The 16,798-nt window shown below is 71.4% G+C and carries 13 protein-coding genes; 8 read left to right on the top strand and 5 right to left on the bottom strand.

Features of this window, described 5'->3' with window-relative positions; translation table 11 throughout:
• Positions 1–315 precede the first annotated feature (315 nt).
• The 3 genes from ABD747_RS22950 to ABD747_RS22940 all read right to left on the bottom strand — a co-directional run bounded on the left by ABD747_RS22950 (position 316) and on the right by ABD747_RS22940 (position 3,846).
• On the bottom strand, positions 316–2,151 hold the full coding sequence (locus ABD747_RS22950) for a S1C family serine protease (protein ID WP_344809042.1): 1,836 nt from the start codon (positions 2,149–2,151) through the stop codon (positions 316–318).
• A gap of 266 nt (positions 2,152–2,417) precedes the next feature.
• On the bottom strand, positions 2,418–3,263 hold the full coding sequence (locus ABD747_RS22945) for a transglutaminase-like domain-containing protein (protein WP_344809040.1): 846 nt from the start codon (positions 3,261–3,263) through the stop codon (positions 2,418–2,420).
• Between the two features lie 172 nt (positions 3,264–3,435).
• A complete protein-coding gene (locus tag ABD747_RS22940) occupies positions 3,436–3,846 on the bottom strand; it encodes an MmcQ/YjbR family DNA-binding protein (protein ID WP_344809038.1) in 411 nt (136 codons plus the stop codon).
• 40 nt (positions 3,847–3,886) lie between these two features.
• Here ABD747_RS22940 and ABD747_RS22935 point away from each other — a divergent pair, with 40 nt between their 5' ends.
• Together ABD747_RS22935 and ABD747_RS22930 are read left to right on the top strand one after the other, a co-directional pair.
• Positions 3,887–4,681, top strand: a complete 795-nt coding sequence (locus tag ABD747_RS22935) for a hypothetical protein (RefSeq protein WP_344809036.1) — start codon at positions 3,887–3,889, stop codon at positions 4,679–4,681.
• Positions 4,682–4,763: 82 nt separating this feature from the next.
• A complete protein-coding gene (locus tag ABD747_RS22930) occupies positions 4,764–6,773 on the top strand; it encodes an Hsp70 family protein (protein WP_344809034.1) in 2,010 nt (669 codons plus the stop codon).
• A gap of 18 nt (positions 6,774–6,791) precedes the next feature.
• On the opposite strand, the gene ABD747_RS22925 is transcribed toward ABD747_RS22930, so the two are convergent.
• A complete protein-coding gene (locus ABD747_RS22925) occupies positions 6,792–7,427 on the bottom strand; it encodes a TetR/AcrR family transcriptional regulator (RefSeq protein WP_344809032.1) in 636 nt (211 codons plus the stop codon).
• A 116-nt stretch (positions 7,428–7,543) separates the two neighbouring features.
• On the opposite strand from ABD747_RS22925, the gene ABD747_RS22920 reads away from it, so the two are divergent.
• The 3 genes from ABD747_RS22920 to ABD747_RS22910 all read left to right on the top strand — a co-directional run bounded on the left by ABD747_RS22920 (position 7,544) and on the right by ABD747_RS22910 (position 10,041).
• Positions 7,544–8,323 carry an SDR family NAD(P)-dependent oxidoreductase gene (locus ABD747_RS22920; protein ID WP_344809209.1) on the top strand — a complete coding sequence of 260 codons (780 nt, stop codon included), beginning with the start codon at positions 7,544–7,546 and terminating at the stop codon, positions 8,321–8,323.
• Positions 8,324–8,373: 50 nt separating this feature from the next.
• Positions 8,374–9,210 (top strand): alpha/beta hydrolase, encoded by an 837-nt coding sequence (locus ABD747_RS22915; protein WP_344809029.1) that lies wholly within the window; start codon positions 8,374–8,376, stop codon positions 9,208–9,210.
• Positions 9,211–9,486: 276 nt separating this feature from the next.
• On the top strand, positions 9,487–10,041 hold the full coding sequence (locus ABD747_RS22910; RefSeq protein WP_344809027.1) for a hypothetical protein: 555 nt from the start codon (positions 9,487–9,489) through the stop codon (positions 10,039–10,041).
• Between the two features lie 22 nt (positions 10,042–10,063).
• Here the strand turns inward: ABD747_RS22910 and ABD747_RS22905 are convergent, their stop codons facing one another.
• Entirely contained in the window at positions 10,064–10,894 is an 831-nt protein-coding gene (locus ABD747_RS22905; protein WP_344809025.1) for a hypothetical protein, read from the bottom strand.
• Positions 10,895–11,075: 181 nt separating this feature from the next.
• Between ABD747_RS22905 and fdh the strand changes: the two genes are divergently transcribed.
• The 3 genes from fdh to nrfD are packed head-to-tail and all read left to right on the top strand — an operon-like array spanning position 11,076 to position 16,352.
• Positions 11,076–14,387: a formate dehydrogenase gene (fdh, locus tag ABD747_RS22900; RefSeq protein WP_344809023.1), complete on the top strand. Its 3,312-nt coding sequence runs from the start codon at positions 11,076–11,078 to the stop codon at positions 14,385–14,387.
• The gene (locus tag ABD747_RS22895) at positions 14,377–15,360 is read left to right on the top strand and encodes a 4Fe-4S dicluster domain-containing protein (protein WP_344809022.1); all 984 of its coding nucleotides are present in this window, start codon (positions 14,377–14,379) and stop codon (positions 15,358–15,360) included. The genes fdh and ABD747_RS22895 overlap by 11 nt, the downstream gene beginning before the upstream one ends.
• A complete protein-coding gene (gene nrfD / locus ABD747_RS22890) occupies positions 15,357–16,352 on the top strand; it encodes an NrfD/PsrC family molybdoenzyme membrane anchor subunit (RefSeq protein WP_344809021.1) in 996 nt (331 codons plus the stop codon). The genes ABD747_RS22895 and nrfD overlap by 4 nt, the downstream gene beginning before the upstream one ends.
• The last annotated feature ends 446 nt before the right edge of the window (positions 16,353–16,798 follow it).

The raw sequence follows: 16,798 nt of genomic DNA, 5'->3' as shown, positions 1-16,798 counted from the left end.
GAAGGGCACCCCGCACCCTGCACACGAGGTGCGGAGTCGACGTACGCGGTGCGGAGTGCCGGAGTCGAGGCTGGGTGAGGTGCGGAGTCGACGTACGCGGTGCGGAGTGCCCGAGTCGAGACTGGGCGGGCAGTACGCGCGGCGGGGCCGCAGGCCACGCGCGAGGGGACGTCGCGTGGCCTGCGGCCGGTGCGGCCGGGTCCGGGTCCGACCCGGCCGGGCAGCGGGGCGTGGGGTCACCCCGCAGGTGCCGCGGCACCGGCCGGGCCTGGGCCCGACCGGTGCCACGGTCGTCAGTCGATCAGCGTGGCCCGTTCAGCGCGGCTGACCGTTCGTCGGAGCCGGTCCCTGCGGCTGGAATCCCACCGGCGCCTGGTGCGGCGCGGTCGGCGTCGGCTGACCGTAGTAGCTGACCGGGGCGACCGGGCCCGGGACCATCGGTACGGTCGGCGAGACCGGGGCCGGCGGATAGACCGGCTGCGGCGCGGCTCCCGGCATTCCGGTCTGCGCCGGCTGCGCGGGGCCCTGCACCGGCTGCGCCGGCTGCTGCATCGGCTGTGCTGGGCCCTGCATCGGCTGCGGGGCCGACTGGGGCACCGGGCTGTAGCCCTGCGGCAGATAGCCCTGCTGCGTGCTGGGGGCGTACGGCTGGCCGGTCGGCCCGGTCGGCTGCCCGACCGGAGCGTACGGCTGCCCACCCAGCGGACGGTCGCCGGAGCCGAGCTGGGCGGCGGCCGCGCCACCCGGCAGAGCGCCCTTGGCCGGACGACGCCGGACCACCACGATCAGCACCGTCACGCCCAGTGCGACGATCACCAGCACCGCGATCCCGACGATGATCATCGGCGTGCCGAACCCGAACCCGGCCGAGGGCTCGGCGGGCGGCGGCGGGGTCTTGTCCTTGCCCTGGTTGATCGCGGTCTGCGACTTGGTGATGAAGCCGCCGACGTAGGCATGGGCGGGGAAGAGGTCCTTGACCTGCTGGAACTCACCGAGCGCCTTGCTGTAGTACTCGTCGTGGAAGTCGGCGAGCGCCTGGTTGTAGATCACCGTGGTCTGGCTCGTGCTCGGGTTCGCCCCGCTGCGGGTCAGCGCCTCCTTGATCACGTCCAGCGGCATCAGGTAGTTCTGGCCGACCCCGGACCCGTTGGAGTCAACGGCGCCGGAGACCAGCATGCCGATCACGTTGCCGTCGTCGTCGAACGCGGCTCCACCCGAGCTACCCGGCATGGCGTTGGCGTCGGTCTGCAGGATCGGCGTACCGCCGCTGGTGTTCTTCAGCGCGGTGATGGAGCCCTTGCTCAGCGTCGGCTGCAGCTGCGAGGCCTTGTCGAAGTCCTTCAGGTACGTCGCCGCGGCCGGGAAGGCGTTGATGTAGACCTGCTCGCCCTGTTGCGGCGAGTCGGCGCCCAGCGGCACGGTCGGCAGCTGCCCGTCGACGCGGATCCGGAGCACGGCCACGTCGGCGCCCAGTGCCGGGTCGGAGCGGAAGACGACCTCGGCCGGCTGGTTCTGGCCCACCCGCTGACCGGTGGCGGAGGCCACTCCGAGCCGGACCGCGACCTTCGGCTTGCTCAGGTCGACGTGCACCTTGGCCTGGGCGAAACCGCTGACCGCCCGGACGATGTTGCGCATCGCACCGGTGGACAGGTCGAACTTCGCGAAGTCCTTCAGCAGCGCGTTCGCGTCGGCCTTGGCGAAGTTGGCCGCGCCGGCGGAGGCGAACATCTGCTTCACCTGGCCGTCCGGCGTGACGACGTGCCGGGCCGTCACCACATAGCCGTCCGGGCTGGCGATGAAGCCGCTGCCGACGAACTGCGCGCTCAGCTTCTGGGTCCGCTTCGGGCCGGACTCCTTGAAGTAGTAGGACGGATCGCGCTGCGCCCGGTCGAAGATGTAGCTGACGAAGCCGGCCGCACCGAACTCGCGCCGCAGATACTTCACGTACGCCCGCAGCACGAGCTGCTCGCCGGCCTTGGAGAACTGGATCCGGCCGAGCTTGACCGTCGCCTGGTATTCGGTGGTGATGACCTGGACCGACGGGTTCGTCCGCTCGGCCAGTCTGGTCTCGACGGTCGCCGGCTCGGCCGAGGCCGGCTGCACGAATGCGCCGGTGGCCAGCACTCCCATCGACAGTGTGGTTGCGGCCACGGTGGCCGCCGCTGCCCGTGCCACGGCACGGAAGCGGGTGGTCCGACGGCTGACGACCGCCGGTCCGGAGGTGATGTCCCCTCGCATGATCTGATGCCCCCATCTCGGAACGACGGCGCGGCACCCTCGACCGCGCCTGGCTGACTTGCCACCACAAGAGTCGCGGTCAGGACCCCTGCGGCGCGTCGGCCGGGGAGATGGTTTCGCCAGCTACGTCACCCGGCGTACGTCGGTACGCCGGCTCATCGCTGCGATGTACAGCCGGCTCAGCCGACCTCTTCCGCGACCACGGTCATCGACTCCAGATAGGGCGCGCCGAACGTGGTCGCCATGGCCACGTCGGTCGCGTCGCGGCCGCGGCCGATCAGCACCCGTCCCTTCCGCGGCACGTTGTTGCGGGGATCGAAGGTCCACCAGCGGCCGCCGAGATAGACCTCCATCCAGGCGGCGAAGTCCATCGGCAACCCGCGGGAGTCGAAGTCCATCTCGGGGATGTAGCCGAACACGTACCGGGCCGGGATGTTCAGCGCGCGGCAGAACGAGATCGCCAGATGGGTGTAGTCGCGGCAGACTCCGTAGCCGGACTGGTGCACGTCGGCGGCCGTCGTCCAGGATCCGCTGCTGCCGTAGGCGAAGGTCAGATGATCATGGACGTAGTCGCAGATCTCCTGCACCCGGGAGTAGCCGGGCGGGACGGAGCCGAACCGGCTCCAGGCCTCGGTGCCCAGCACGTCGGGCAGGCAGTAGCGGCTCGGCAGGGTGTAGAACAAGACGTCGTCCGGCAGCTCCTCGGGCCGGTGCTCGATCGCGGACTCGTCCCGCTCCTCGGGCGCGTCGGGCACGATCGCGGTCGCCGCGTACGTGATCACCGATCGACCGGACGGCACCAGCATCCGCCGGCAGCGGTTGCCGTACAGGTCGCGGTAGCTGCGGGTCTGCTGGTCCGGTTCGAGCTCCCAGCGCTCGTCCCGGAGCTCGACCGGCTGGTCGTCGACCGGCTCGATCTGGAAGACCGCCGGCACGGCCGACCACGAGCTGTAGACGAAGGTCGCCCCGATCGACACCGTGCGGGTGTCGATCTCGGGCGAGGGGTCGGCATACGCCTCGGTCAACTCGGCATCCTCTTCCACGGTTCGGCATCGACGCGACGATCATCTCCTGGCTCCTGCCGCCGGACATGGCCGTCGCGTTACGACCTCGTTTCCCGCGGTCAGGAGTCGACGCCAGCGTCGCGCGGCTCAGATATATCCGATCTCGGCGCCGGTTACACGCGATCCGCGAAGTTCACTCGTCCGAACCCTTCTCCGGGTGGGTCACCAGATAGTCGGCGGCGAGCGGTCTCGGCGCGCGAGCCAGCCAGGCGTCGACCACCAGCTCCTCCAGCCGGCTGGGATCGATCTCGTCGAGCAGCACCAGCACGGCCGGGAAACCGTCGAAGTGAGCGATGGTGAAACAACAGTCCGGGTACGCGGCCAGCACGGCTTCCTTCTCGGCCAGACCGTCGACGTACGCCGCCAGGATCGGCCCGGCGGGCGGCGGCTCGTCCCCGAGCGCCTTCAGGTCCGAAGTCCGGAGCGGCCGCTCCCAGATGAAACCCTTGCCCCGGACCTTCCAGGCCACGTTGCCGTACGACGTCGACTCGGCCGTCTCCGGCAACGCCAGGGCGAGCCGCACTACCTCCTGCCAGGTCGCCATGGGATCAGTCTTCCATCGCCGGCGCCGGTACGATCCGCGCGTGGGGGTGGAGGCTGGCTGGCTGGCCGCACGCCGGGCGGCCGACGACGCGGCCCGCGAGGCGACCGTCGGCAGCCTGCTGCCCCGGCTGATCGCCGACCTGGATCGGCGCGGCGCGGACGAGGTCCGGCTGATCGACGTCGGCGCGGGCAGCGGTGCGAACCAGCGCTGGCTCGCCCCCCGGCTGCCGGTGCCCCAGCGCTGGGTCCATCTCGATCACGATCCGGCGATCCTGATGCACACCCACGACGTGGGCCCGACGGACTTCGTCGTCGGCGGCATCGACGCCCTGGCAGGCCTGCTCGATGCCGACGCGACCGCGACCGTGATCACCTGCGCCGCGGTGCTGGACGTGCTGACCCGGACCGACCTGGACGCGCTGGCCGGGCTGATCCGGACGTACGACGTCCCGTCGTTGTTCAGCCTCAGCGTCACCGGCGAGCTGGTGCTGGATCCGCCCGAGGTCTCGGACGAGCGGCTGCTGGCCGCCTTCAACGCGCACCAGCGACGCGACGGCCGGGCCGGACCGGACGCGCCGGATCTGCTCACCGGATGGTGCCGAATTGCCGGTGTGGGCGTTGTCGCGGTCGAGACGCCGTGGTTGCTGGACGCCGGCGCCGACCCCGGGTTCGTCGGCAGGTTCCTGACCGAGCGGGTGGCGGCGTCGGTCGAGCAGGAGCCCCGCCTCGCGGACGCGGCGACCGCCTGGACGAGGGCGCGCTCGGCCCAGCTGGCGGCCGGCAACCTGCGCGTCCGGGTCGGGCATCGCGACCTTTTGCTGCTCCCGTCGAATTGACCTTGCTGGCCCGGCAGGCCGCGTGCGACGCTGACAGCGGCGGCGGGGGCGACCAGTCTCATCAGCACGCCCAGGGGAGCGAATGGGGTACTCGCTAGGAATCGATCTCGGCACGACCTATACGGCGGCCGCGGTCAGCGAGGGCCGGCACGCGGAGATCGTGCCGCTCGGGGACCGCTCGCCGCAGGCGCCGTCGGTGCTCTACCGAGCTCCGGACGGGTCCTTGCGCTACGGCGAGGCGGCGGAACGGCATGCCGCCGCGGAGCCCGAGCGGATCGCGCGGGAGTTCAAGCGCCGGATGGGCGATCAGACGCCGATCTTCGTCGCCGGTTCACCGATGTCGGCGCACGCTCTGTCGAAAGCCTTGCTGGGTTGGACTGTCGGTCGGGTGACGGAGGGTCAGGGCGAGCCGCCCGACCGGGTGATCGTGACCTGTCCGGCGAACTGGGGACCCTATCGGCGCGAGCTGATGAGTCAGGTGACCAGCCTGAACGCGGACTACCCGATCGAGGTCTGCACGGAGCCGGAGGCGGCGGCGGTGCACTTCGCCGCCACCCGACGCGTCGCCGTCGGTCAGGCCATCGCCGTCTACGACCTCGGCGGTGGCACGTTCGACGCCGCCGTCCTCCGCCGGACCTCCGACGGTGGCTTCGAGCTGCTCGGCACCCCGGACGGCATCGAACAGCTCGGTGGGGTCGACTTCGACGACGCGGTGTTCGGCCGGGTCAGCCGCGGGATCGAGTGGGACCGGCTCGACCCCGAGGACCCCGAGACGATGGCCGGGCTGGCCAGGTTGCGGCGCGACTGCACCGACGCGAAGGAGGCACTGTCGAGCGAGACCGAGGCCACCGTCCCGGTGATGCTCGGCGGACGCCTGAACCGGGTCCGGCTCACCCGGGGCGAGTTCGAGGAGCTGATCACGCCGCTGGTCGAGGACACCGTCGAGATCCTCGAACGGGTGATCCGGCGCTCGGGAGTGATGCCGCACGAGCTGGCGGCGATCGTGCTGGTCGGCGGGTCGTCGCGGGTGCCCCTGGTGAGCGAGTTGATCACCCGGCGATTCGGCCGGCCCGCCGTGCTGTCGCCGCAACCGAAGCTCTGCGTCGCCATGGGCGCGGGGCTGCTGGCCGGTGCGATCGAGCCGGCCGCGATGGCGTCGGCGCCTGGCGCGGTCGAGGATCGTCCGACGACGCGGATCGAACGGATGCCGGTCGAGACGCCGGGCCCTGCGGCGGCCCCGGGTCAGGTCGGTCTGCTGGCAGCGGTGGCGCCGGCGCCGCCCGCGGTCACCGGCCCGCCCGCGCCACCGGCGGGCCGCACTCCGCAGCCGGCCCCGGCTCCGGGGCCGATCCAGACATCGCCCGACCCGACCGCGACCTCCGCACGGCGCGAATCGGCGGGCGAGCCGACGGGCGAACCGGCGGGCGCACCGGCGACCATCGTGGCACCGCCGCGCGGAGGTCAGCACCGGCGGCTCCGGCCGACGTACCCCTTGGTGGCGGCATTGTTCGCCGTCGCCGCGGTGGCGTTGATGATCTTCGGTCCGCCGGTGCGGCTGGCCGATCAGCGGTCCTGGAACGACCAGTTCATGGTCACGGCGGCGGGCCTGCCACCGGCGGCGACGCTGACGCCGACCCTGTTCGGTATCGCGATCACCCACCATCCCGACAACGCGGCCGACGGGGTCTTCGACCTGAGCCCGAAGCGGCTCTTCCTGTCCGGCCCGATGCGGGGCACGATCGATGTCGCCGGTGAGGCCCGGCCGGTGCTGCTGTCGGCCGAGCAACGCTGGAGCGCGAGCCGATTCCTCAGCCTCCCGTTCGCCGCGCTCGTGCTGACCGGGTTGTTCTCGTTCGCGTACGCCGAGTCGATCCTGCGACCGATTAGGCGCCGGCACGCCCGCGGCACCGCCGGCGAGCTCGTCGGCCTGGTCGGTTCGGGCCTGGTCGCCGGCGTCGCTGCGGTGCTGGCGACCTGGGTGATCGGGAACCGGCTGCCGGAGGTCGGCACCGCGCTCGGCATCGTGGTCTGCACCTGCGCCTCGATCGGCCTGCTCGCGTTTGCCTGGCCGGCCCGTCAGGCCGCCGACTAGCACTCCCGCAGAAGTCGCTCAGCGGATCGGCGGGGCGTCGACGCCGGGGACGTCGACCAGACTCCACCAGGTGCGCTCGAGGGCGCCGGTGTCGTCCAGCCCCTCCAGCGACGTCGCCACGATCGCACCGGTGCGGAGCATGAGCAGCAGCTCGGCGGTGTCGCGCGGGGTCGGGTGGCCGAGCTCGGCCAGCGCGTCGCTCATCCGATCGCGGATCCAGGCCCGGTGCCGGTCCACCACGCGCCGGGCCGGGTGGCTCGGGTCGCAGAACTCGGCGGCGGTGTTGATGAACTCGCAGCCGCGGAAGCCCTCGCTGGTGGGCACCGTCCGGACCCCGTCGGCCACCCAGGCCAGCACGGCGCGCGGGCCTTCCTCGTCCCGCACCCGAAGCAATTCGGTGCGACCCGCGTCGGCCTGCGACTCCAGGAACGCGACGACGAGGTGGTCCTTGGTGGGAAAGTGCCGGAAGAACGTCATCCGGGCCACCTGCGACTCCGCGATGACCCGATCGACGCCGACCGCCCGGATCCCGGTTCCGTAGAAGAGCCGGCCTGCCGTGGCCAGGATCCGCTCGCGCGCCGCGGAGGGCCGGGCGGATCCGGCCGATCGCCGCCCGGGTACGAGCTCGGGATCCAGCTGCTGGCTGCTGCTCATGGCCCCTTGCCTTCCTCGGACGCGATGCGGAATACTCCCAGTGTAGATAGACGGATCTGTCTACCTGCGTCGCCGACAGCGATGCCGCGGGGGCACAGCCGGAGGGCGTGGGCGCGATGGACCTGAACCTGACCGACAAGACAGCGGTCGTCACCGGCGCCAGCAAGGGAATCGGGCTGGCCGTCACGCGCGCCCTGCTGGGCGAGGGCGTCCGGGTGGTGGCGGGTGCGCGATCCGCCGGGCCGGACCTGCCGGGGCTGCAGACCGGCGGCCGGGTCGTCTTCGTCCCCGTCGACCTGGCCACGCCGACCGGACCCGCCGAGCTGGTGGAACGCGCCGCCGAGCTCGGCGGCATCGACATCCTGGTGAACAACGTCGGCGCGGTGACCCCGCGGCCGGGCGGTTTCGCGAGCGTGCAGGACGAGGACTGGGAGCGTACGTTCACGCTGACCTTCCTGGCGGCCGTACGCACGGTGCGAGCGGCACTCCCGCACCTGCAGGCCGGCGCCAACATCATCACCATCAGCTCGGTCAACGCCTACCTCCCGGATCCGCTGGTGATCGACTACTCCGCCGCCAAGGCCGCGCTCGCCAACCTCTCCAAGTCCTTGTCCAAGCAGCTCGGACCGGCTGGGATCCGGGTCAACACCATCAGTCCGGGCCCGGTCGCGACCGACCTCTGGCTCGGCGAGCACGGGGTGGCCGAGACGGTCGGCCGCGCGTCCGAGCTCCGTCCCGACGAGGTCGCGGCGGGCGCCGCCGCCGGTTCGGTCACCGGACGCTTCACCCAGCCGGCCGAGATCGCCGACCTCGTCCTGCTGCTGGCCAGTGGCCGGGCCGGCAATCTCACCGGAGCCGACATCACCATCGACGGCGGCCTGGTCCAGACCCTCTGACCGCCTGGCGCCCGACCCGCAGCACCTCAACCCTTCAGGAGGAGACAGCCATGACCGAACCGACCGCCGAGCACGCCTTCCCGGTGATGTTCATCCACGGACTGTGGATCCACGCCAGCGCCTGGACGCCGTGGCAGGAGCTGTTCGAGAGCCGCGGCTACCAGACGTCGGCGCCCGGATGGCCGGGCGACGGCGACACGGTCCAGGCCACCAGGGACGACCCGCACGGGCTCGACGAGGTCGGGATCGAGGCCATCTGCCGGCACTACGCCGGCCTGATCGACGCCATGGAGGTGAAGCCGATCGTGATCGGCCACTCGTTCGGCGGCCTGATCGCCCAGGAACTGTTGGCCAACGGATACGCGGTCGCCGGCGTCGCGATCGACCCGGCTCCGATCAAGGGGGTCAAGGTCTTGCCGTTCGCCCAGCTCAGGTCGGCGTTCCCGGTGCTCGGCAACCCGGCGAACCGCAAGCGGACGGTCGCGCTCACCGCCGAGCAGTTCCGCTACAGCTTCGGCAACACCCTGAGCCAGGAGGAGTCCGACGCGCTGCACGAGCAACTGACCATCCCCGGTCCGGGCCGGCCGCTGTTCGAGGACGCCACGGCCCTGTTCACCAAGGACTCGCCGGCCGCGGTCGACAGCCACCACGCCGTCCGCGGCCCGCTGCTGCTCATCTCGGGCACCGAGGACCACACCGTGCCGCGGAAGGTCACCGACGCCGTCTTCAAGCTGTACGCCGACAATCCCTCGCAGACCGACTACCAGCAGATCGAGGGCCGCGGCCACTCGCTCACGATCGATGCCGGTTGGCCGGACGTCGCGACGGTGGTGCTGGACTGGATGGCCGCCAACGAGCCCGCCCTGGCCGGCGCCGCCGACAGCTGACGGTTCGGCCCGCTCCCGCACCAGCCCCGATCGTCGGATCCCCTGCGGCGCCTCGGATCCCCTACGGCGACTCGGATCCCGTGCAGCGGATCCGAACCGCGCCAGGGGATCCGGCGTTCTGGTGGGTGGCGGCGGTTGATGGCCGCTCCCCCGGTCGGTGGACGTCCGGTTCGGCCACCGCTCCGCCCGATCGGCCGATCCTCGATTGCTCCCGCAACCGGCATTGTCGGTGGCACGCAGCCGGGAACGGTCCGGCTCGAGCAGCAGGGAGATCCGATGAACACCAACAACAGCAACAAGACCTCCATCCGGCGGGTTGCGGGCGCCGTGCTCTGCGGCCTCGCTCTGACGGCGGCGATCGGCGGCAGCGCTTCCGCCGCCACCCCGATTCACGAGGCGGCGTCGAAGCCGCCGTCGGCCGAGGGCGCCATGTCGATCAGCGAGGTGATCACCAACAAGACCGACCAGGTCTGGACCTTCGACTCCGGCGACAGCGGGCACAGCGGACCGGGCGCGCACTGGGGCAGGCGGCCGGTCCAGGAGCTCGACCCCGGTCAGTCCGAGACGGTCAGCGCCTATTCGAGCGAAGCGCTCGGGATCAACCTGTACGTCGCGTACAAGCTGCCCAACGGCGAGTACGTCGTCGCCGACGACGTCGATGCGGCGATCGGATCGAACGGCTACAACGCGGCCGGTGTGTACTCCACCCTGCCGGATCCGCAGCTGGGCCCGACCTCGAAGGCGGATCCCAGCTACGTGGCCCAGGCATCGGCGGGCAGCGGGTGGCACATCGACAGCACGTTCACCCTGAGCAACGCCGCGTCGTCGTGATCTCCGAGCTCGACCCGGCCTACTAGACCAGCGGCCGGCTGGGCGCCTGCAGCACCGTCGCCTCCGGATCGGGCTGCGGAGGTGGCGGCTCGTCCTTCCCGACCGGCAGCAGATAGCCGATCATGAACGCCGCGCCGGCGCAGATCAGCAACACCGGCAGCCACAGCGTGGCACTGGGCGTGAGCAGCCTGGTGGCGGAGAGGGTGAAGGTCAGCACCAGCCCGACACCGATTCCGGCGGGGAGGAACCGCACGCCACGCTGCCACCGGTTGCGCGGCAGCTGCCGGCGCCAGATCGCGACCAGCAGGCCGGCCAGCACGACGGCGGTGATGCCGGCGACGATCAGGCCGAACGCGCCGTACACCGAGAACATCGAGCCGGCGACGTCCACGGTGAAGTCCCGATCGTCGACCGTCTTCCGGTCCGGTCCGACCAGGGAGACGGTGGCCGGCAACTGACCGGTGGCCTGGCGGGTGAGGTCGGTGATGTCGATGTCGAACCGGCGCGAGGTCTGCTCACCGGCCGGCAGGGCGATGTCGAGCCGGGTGGTGTAGCTGAAGAACGCCATGCCGATCACCCGGCCGTCGATCCGGACGCTGCGGACGTCGATCGGGCCGGTGCCACGGTTGTCGAGATAGACCTCGATCCGCGCCTGATCGGAGGCGCCGAGCTTGATCGGCGCGCTCGGTGTGGCGTAATCCACCCGGTTGCCGTCGATGGTGGCCCACCAGACCAGCCCGGGCGGCGGTGCGGCGGCGGCGGTCGACGCCGGCACGACCAGCAGCAGCACGGCGGCGACGGCCGCCAGCAGGCGGCGCGCCAGGGTCGTCCCCCAGACCGTGCGCGGATCCATGGCCGAAATCTTGCTCCTGGTTCGTCCCGCTGTCGAGACAATTGCCGGCCGCCCGCTCGGGGCAGTCGGGCGGGGCCGATCGAGCCAGGAAGGGAGCGGCCCCGACGGAGTCGCGGCGGGCCTCGGAGTTAGGCTCGTCACGTAAGGCGAACGGAGTCCGTCGACGAGGGGAGCGCGTCGCATGAGCCTCGGCAAGGTGTTCCTCGACTGGCCCGTGATCCGCCAGCTCACCGGTAGCGATCCGCTCGGCCGCGGAGCCGCCTCGCAGTCGGACCGGACCCGGCGCTGGACCGCCCGGACCACCGAGGCGGACGCGGTCGTGCAGAGCGTGTGTCCCTATTGCGCGGTCGGCTGCGGGCAGCGCGTCTTCGTCAAGGACGGGCGGGCGATCCAGATCGAGGGCGATCCGGACTCCCCTGTCTCCCGCGGCCGGCTCTGCCCCAAGGGCTCGGCCAGTGAGCAGTTGATCAATTCACCGACCCGGGCGACGACGATGCTGTATCGCCGGCCCGGAGGCACCGAGTGGGAACCGATCGGGCTGCGGCAGGCGACCGAGATGATCGCGGACAGGGTCGTCGCCGCGCGCGGGCACGATTGGCAGGAACACGACGAGGAGGGCCGGCCGCTGCGCCGGACGATGAAGATCGCAGCGCTCGGCGGGGCCACTCTCGACAACGAAGAGAACTATCTGATCAAGAAGCTGTTCACCGCGCTCGGTGCGATCCAGATCGAGAACCAGGCGCGTATTTGACACAGTGCAACGGTTCCCAGTCTGGGAGCCTCGTTCGGCCGGGGCGGCGCGACCGGCTTCCTGCAGGACCTGCAGAACGCGGACTGCATCGTGATCCAGGGCTCGAACATGGCCGAGTGCCACCCGGTCGGGTTCCAGTGGGTGATGGAGGCCAAGCGCCGCGGCGCGAAGATCATCCACATCGACCCTCGCTTCACCCGAACGTCGGCCGTGGCCGACGAGCACGTCCCGATCCGGGCCGGCAGTGACATCGTCTTCCTCGGCGCGGTGATCAACTACATCCTCACCGAGGAGAAGTACTTCCGCGACTACGTCGTCGCCTACACCAACGCCGCAACCCTGGTCAGCGAGGATTTCGTCGACAGCAACGACCTGGACGGCGTGTTCTCGGGCTACGACCCCGAGACCGGGACGTACGACACCGCGAGCTGGGCGTACGCCGGGGTCGACGAGCACGCGGCCGGCGGAAACCGGGGCGGTGGCAGCGGACAGGGCTCCGAGAGCGAGCAGTCGGCGTCCGAGCGCGGTGCCGGGCACGAGCTCGGCGGTCACGGCGCTGCCATGTCCCACCAGGGCATCCAGCGCGACGACACCCTGCAGGATCCGCGCACGGTGTTCCAGATCCTCAAGCGGCACTACGCGCGCTACACCCCGGAGCTGGTACAGGAAGCCTGCGGGATCACTCCCGATCAGCTCCGAGCCGTGTGCGAGGCGGTCACCGACAACAGTGGCCGGGAGCGCACCACCTGCTGGGTCTACTCGGTCGGCTGGACCCACCACACGGTGGGCGTGCAGTACATCCGCGGCTCCGCGATCATCCAGCTCCTCCTCGGCAACGTCGGCCGGCCCGGTGGTGGCATCCTGGCCCTGCGCGGCCACGCGAGCATCCAGGGCTCGACCGACATCCCGACGTTGTTCAACCTGCTGCCGGGCTATCTTCCGATGCCCAAGGCCGGCCCGCACGACTCGCTGGACGACTACGTCGCCCAGATCGCCAGCCCCACCCAGAAAGGGTTCTGGACCGATGCTCGGGCCTACACCGTGTCGTTGCTGAAGGCCTGGTGGGGTGACGCCGCGACGCCGGAGAACGAGTTCTGCTACCACTACCTGCCGAAGCTGACCGGCGACCACGGGACGTACGCGACGGTGATGTCGATGCTCGACGACGACGTGGACGGCTACTTCCTGCTCGGCCAGAACCCGGCGGTCGGCTCCGCCCACGGCAAGATGCAGCGGCTGGGGCTGGCTCACCTGAAGTGGCTCGTGGTCCGGGACCTGACCATGATCGAATCCGCGACGTTCTGGAAGGACTCGCCGGAGATCGAGACCGGTGAGCTGCGCACCGAGGACATCGGCACCGAGGTGTTCTTCTTCCCGGCGGCCGCGCACGTGGAGAAGGACGGCAGCTTCACCCAGACCCAGCGGATGCTGCAGTGGCATCACAAGGCCGTTCCGCCGCGGGGCGACGCACAGAGCGAGCTGGAGTTCTTTTACCTGCTCGGGCAGGCGATCCGGAAGCGGCTGGCCGACTCCGGCGACGATCGCGACCGGCCGATCCTCGACCTCACCTGGGACTACCCGCTCGACCCGCAGGGCGAGATCTCCGCCGAGGCGGTGCTGGCGGAGATCAACGGGTTCCATCTCAGTGGCGACAAGGCCGGTCAGCCGCTGAGCACGTTCACCGAGATGGCCGACGACGGTTCGACCTCCGGCGGCTGCTGGATCTACACCGGTGTCTATGCCGACGGCGTCAACCAGGCCGCCCGCCGCAAGCCGGGCGCGGAGCAGTCCTGGGTGGCGCCCGAGTGGGGCTGGGCCTGGCCGGCCAACCGGCGCACGCTCTACAACCGGGCGTCCGCCGATCCCGACGGCAAGCCGTGGAGCGAACGCAAGGCGTACGTCTGGTGGGACGCGGAGCAGCAGAAGTGGACCGGCCACGACGTACCGGACTTCGAGGTCGGCAAGCCGCCGACGTACGAGCCGCCGGAGGATGCGAGCGGGCCGGCCGCGCTGCGCGGCGACGACCCGTTCATCATGCAGGCCGACGGCAAGGGCTGGTTGTTCGCGCCGAGCGGCCTGCTCGACGGGCCGCTGCCGACCCACTACGAACCGCAGGAGTCGCCGGTCGCCAACCCGCTGTATCGCCAGCAGGCCAACCCGACCCGGGAGGTCTTCCGGCGCGACGACAACCCGTCCAACCCGTCCGGCGAGGAACCCGGCTGGCAGGTCTTCCCGTACGTCTTCACCACCTACCGGTTGACCGAGCACCACACCGCGGGTGGGATGAGCCGCTGGCAGCCCTACCTGGCCGAGCTGCAGCCGGAGTTCTTCTGCGAGGTCTCCCCCGAGCTGGCCCGCGAGCGCGGGCTGGACAACGGTGGATGGGCGACGATCGTGACGGCGCGGACCGCGATCGAGGCCCGCGTGCTGGTCACCGAGCGGGTGTCGCCGCTGCAGGTCGCCGGACGCACCGTGCACCAGATCGGGCTCCCGTACCACTGGGGCGTGGGCGGTGACGCGGTGGTCAGCGGCGACTCCGCCAACGACCTGTTCGGTGTCACCCTCGATCCCAACGTGCACATTCAGGAGTCGAAAGTAGGCTCGTGCGACATCCGGGCCGGCCGCCGGCCGCGCGGCCCGGCCCTGCTCGACTTCGTCGCGCGATATCGCCGGCGGGCCGGGATCACCACCGAGACCGGCAACGCACTCCGCACGCCGAGGGGAGGCCAGGATGAGTCCTGAACCGGCGAAACGACGGCACTCGGAGACGCCGACTCTGGTCCCGCATTACCATCCGGAGCCCTCGCCGAGTCACCAGCCGTTCGGCTCGAACGACCCGGCGTCGGACGCGGGCTGGGCTGCGCCCCCACCACGCAAGGGGTTCTTCACCGACACCTCGATCTGCATCGGCTGCAAGGCGTGCGAGGTGGCCTGCAAGGAGTGGAATCAGCTCCCGGCGGACGGCTTCGACCTGCTGGGCACCTCGTACGACAACACGGGCGGGCTGAGCGCCGACAGCTGGCGGCACGTCGCTTTCATCGAGCAGCCCAAGCCGATGCGAACGACGGTGGACCTGGGCATGCCCACCGTCGGTCTCCCCGGAGATGCCGCCGAGCCCGGCGAGCGGTCCGACTTCCGCTGGCTGATGTCGTCGAACGTCTGCAAGCACTGCACGAACGCGGGTTGCCTCGACGTCTGCCCGACCGGGGCCCTGTTCCGGACCGAGTTCGGCACCGTCGTGGTGCAGGACGACATCTGCAACGGGTGCGGCTACTGCGTGCCCGCCTGCCCGTTCGGAGTGATCGACCGCCGGATCACCGACAGCGGGACGAAGCAGGCCGGCATCGCGCAGAAGTGCACGCTGTGCTACGACCGGCTCGGCGCCGGCCAGACCCCCGCCTGCGCGCAGGCCTGCCCGACCCAGTCCATCCAGTTCGGGGACGTCGACGAGCTGCGCGAGCGGGCGAAGCAGCGGGTGGAGACCTTGCACGAGCAGGGGGTGATGGACGCCCGGTTGTACGCCGCGGATCCCGCGGACGGGGTCGGCGGAGCCGGTGCGTTCTTCCTCCTGCTGGACGAGCCCGAGGTGTACGGCCTCCCGCCCGACCCGATCGTCACCACGGCCGATCTCCCATCGATGATGCGGCACGCCGCTGCCGCGGCGGCCGGGCTGCTGGTCGCCGCCGCCGCGGTCTTCCTGGGACGTCGCCGATGAGCCCCGATCGCGCACCGGAGCGCCGCCGACGACGCGGCCGTGCCGAGGAACCGATGGTCCCCGAGGCGGAGTTCACCTCCTACTACGGCCGCCCGATCGTCCGCCCGGCGCCGTGGAAGGCGGAGATCCCGGCGTACATGTTCTTCGGCGGCCTGGCGGCCGGGTCCTCACTGCTCGGCGCGGGCGCCGACCTGACCGGCCGGCCGGCGCTCCGGCGGGCGGGCCGGCTCGCCGCGCTCGGTGCCCTCGGCGCGAGCATGGTCGCGCTGGTCCACGATCTCGGCCGGCCCGAACGGTTCCTGAACATGATGCGGGTGGCCAAGCCGACCTCGCCGATGTCGATCGGCACCTGGATCCTGGCGGCGTACGGCCCGGGCGCGGGGCTGGCCGGTGCCGCCGAGCTCGCGCGCCTGCTGCCGGGTGGTGGCGGCCGGCTCGGCCGGCTCACCGGCTGGCTGGGGCGACCCGCCGGCATCGCGGCCGCGGCCGTCGCTCCGGGCGTGGCGTCCTATACCGGGGTGCTGCTGGCCGACACGGCCACCCCGGCCTGGCACAGCGCCTACCGCGAGCTGCCCGCCGTGTTCGTGTCCTCCGCCGCGGCCGCGTCCGGGGGGCTCGGCATGATCTGCGCACCGGTCACACAGGCCGCACCGGCGCGACGGCTGGCGGTGGCCGGCGCAGCCGCGGAACTCGTCCTGGAGCACCGGATGGAACAGTCGATGGGTCTGTCCGCGGAGACCATGCACACCGGCAAGGCCGGCCGGTTGATGACGGCGGCGCGCTGGCTCACCGCGGCCGGTGGGCTCGGCGCGCTGTTGCTCGGCCGCCGCAGCCGCCCGGCCGCCGTCGGGTCCGGAATCGCGCTGATGGCCGGCTCCGCCTGCACCCGCTTCGGCGTCTTCGAGGCGGGCCAGGCCTCGGCCCGGGACCCGAAGTACACCGTGGTCCCCCAACGCGAACGCCTCGACCGCCGGAACGCCCCCAACCCCTGAGCCCGCTGCGAGCCCATACCTCGCTCTGCCTGGATCCGCCCTGCCACAACCCCACTTCGCGCACGGAAACGGGACTTCGCTCACCGGCGACGGTGCGCGAAGTCGCCGATGGGTGAGCGAGGTGGGGGACTGACGCGCAGCGTCGCCCGAGAGCGCCGGTCCAAGAGCGCCGGTCTTCCGGGCGGTGCGAGCCGGACGGAGCGTTCGCCGGCCGGCGCGAGCCGGACTGAGCGTTCGCCGGGCGGCGCGAGCCGGACTGAGCGTTCGTCGGGCGGCGCGAGCCGGACTGAGCGTTCGCCGGGCGGCGCGAGCCGGACTGAGCGTTCGCCGGGCGCGCGAGCCGGACTCCCCGAACCGCACCGAGCGAGTCCCACCGCCGCGCGCCCACCCCTCGACCTGCCTGGATCCGCCTTCCCACAACCCCACTCCGCGCATCGAAACGCGAC

It is taken from the genome of Microlunatus ginsengisoli, from assembly GCF_039537205.1.
Classification (GTDB): domain Bacteria; phylum Actinomycetota; class Actinomycetes; order Propionibacteriales; family Propionibacteriaceae; genus Microlunatus; species Microlunatus ginsengisoli.
Note: the sequence above shows the minus strand (reverse complement) of the source record. Positions and strands in the feature narration are given on the sequence as shown.

Coding starts and splice junctions, on each gene's coding strand:
- ABD747_RS22940 (WP_344809038.1), bottom strand. CDS start 3,846: ATGGCGACCTGGCAGGAGGTAGTGCGGCTCGCCCTGGCGTTGCCGGAG.
- ABD747_RS22930 (WP_344809034.1), top strand. CDS start 4,764: ATGGGGTACTCGCTAGGAATCGATCTCGGCACGACCTATACGGCGGCC.
- ABD747_RS22925 (WP_344809032.1), bottom strand. CDS start 7,427: ATGAGCAGCAGCCAGCAGCTGGATCCCGAGCTCGTACCCGGGCGGCGA.
- ABD747_RS22920 (WP_344809209.1), top strand. CDS start 7,544: ATGGACCTGAACCTGACCGACAAGACAGCGGTCGTCACCGGCGCCAGC.
- ABD747_RS22915 (WP_344809029.1), top strand. CDS start 8,374: ATGACCGAACCGACCGCCGAGCACGCCTTCCCGGTGATGTTCATCCAC.
- ABD747_RS22910 (WP_344809027.1), top strand. CDS start 9,487: ATGAACACCAACAACAGCAACAAGACCTCCATCCGGCGGGTTGCGGGC.
- ABD747_RS22905 (WP_344809025.1), bottom strand. CDS start 10,894: ATGGATCCGCGCACGGTCTGGGGGACGACCCTGGCGCGCCGCCTGCTG.
- ABD747_RS22895 (WP_344809022.1), top strand. CDS start 14,377: ATGAGTCCTGAACCGGCGAAACGACGGCACTCGGAGACGCCGACTCTG.
- nrfD (WP_344809021.1), top strand. CDS start 15,357: ATGAGCCCCGATCGCGCACCGGAGCGCCGCCGACGACGCGGCCGTGCC.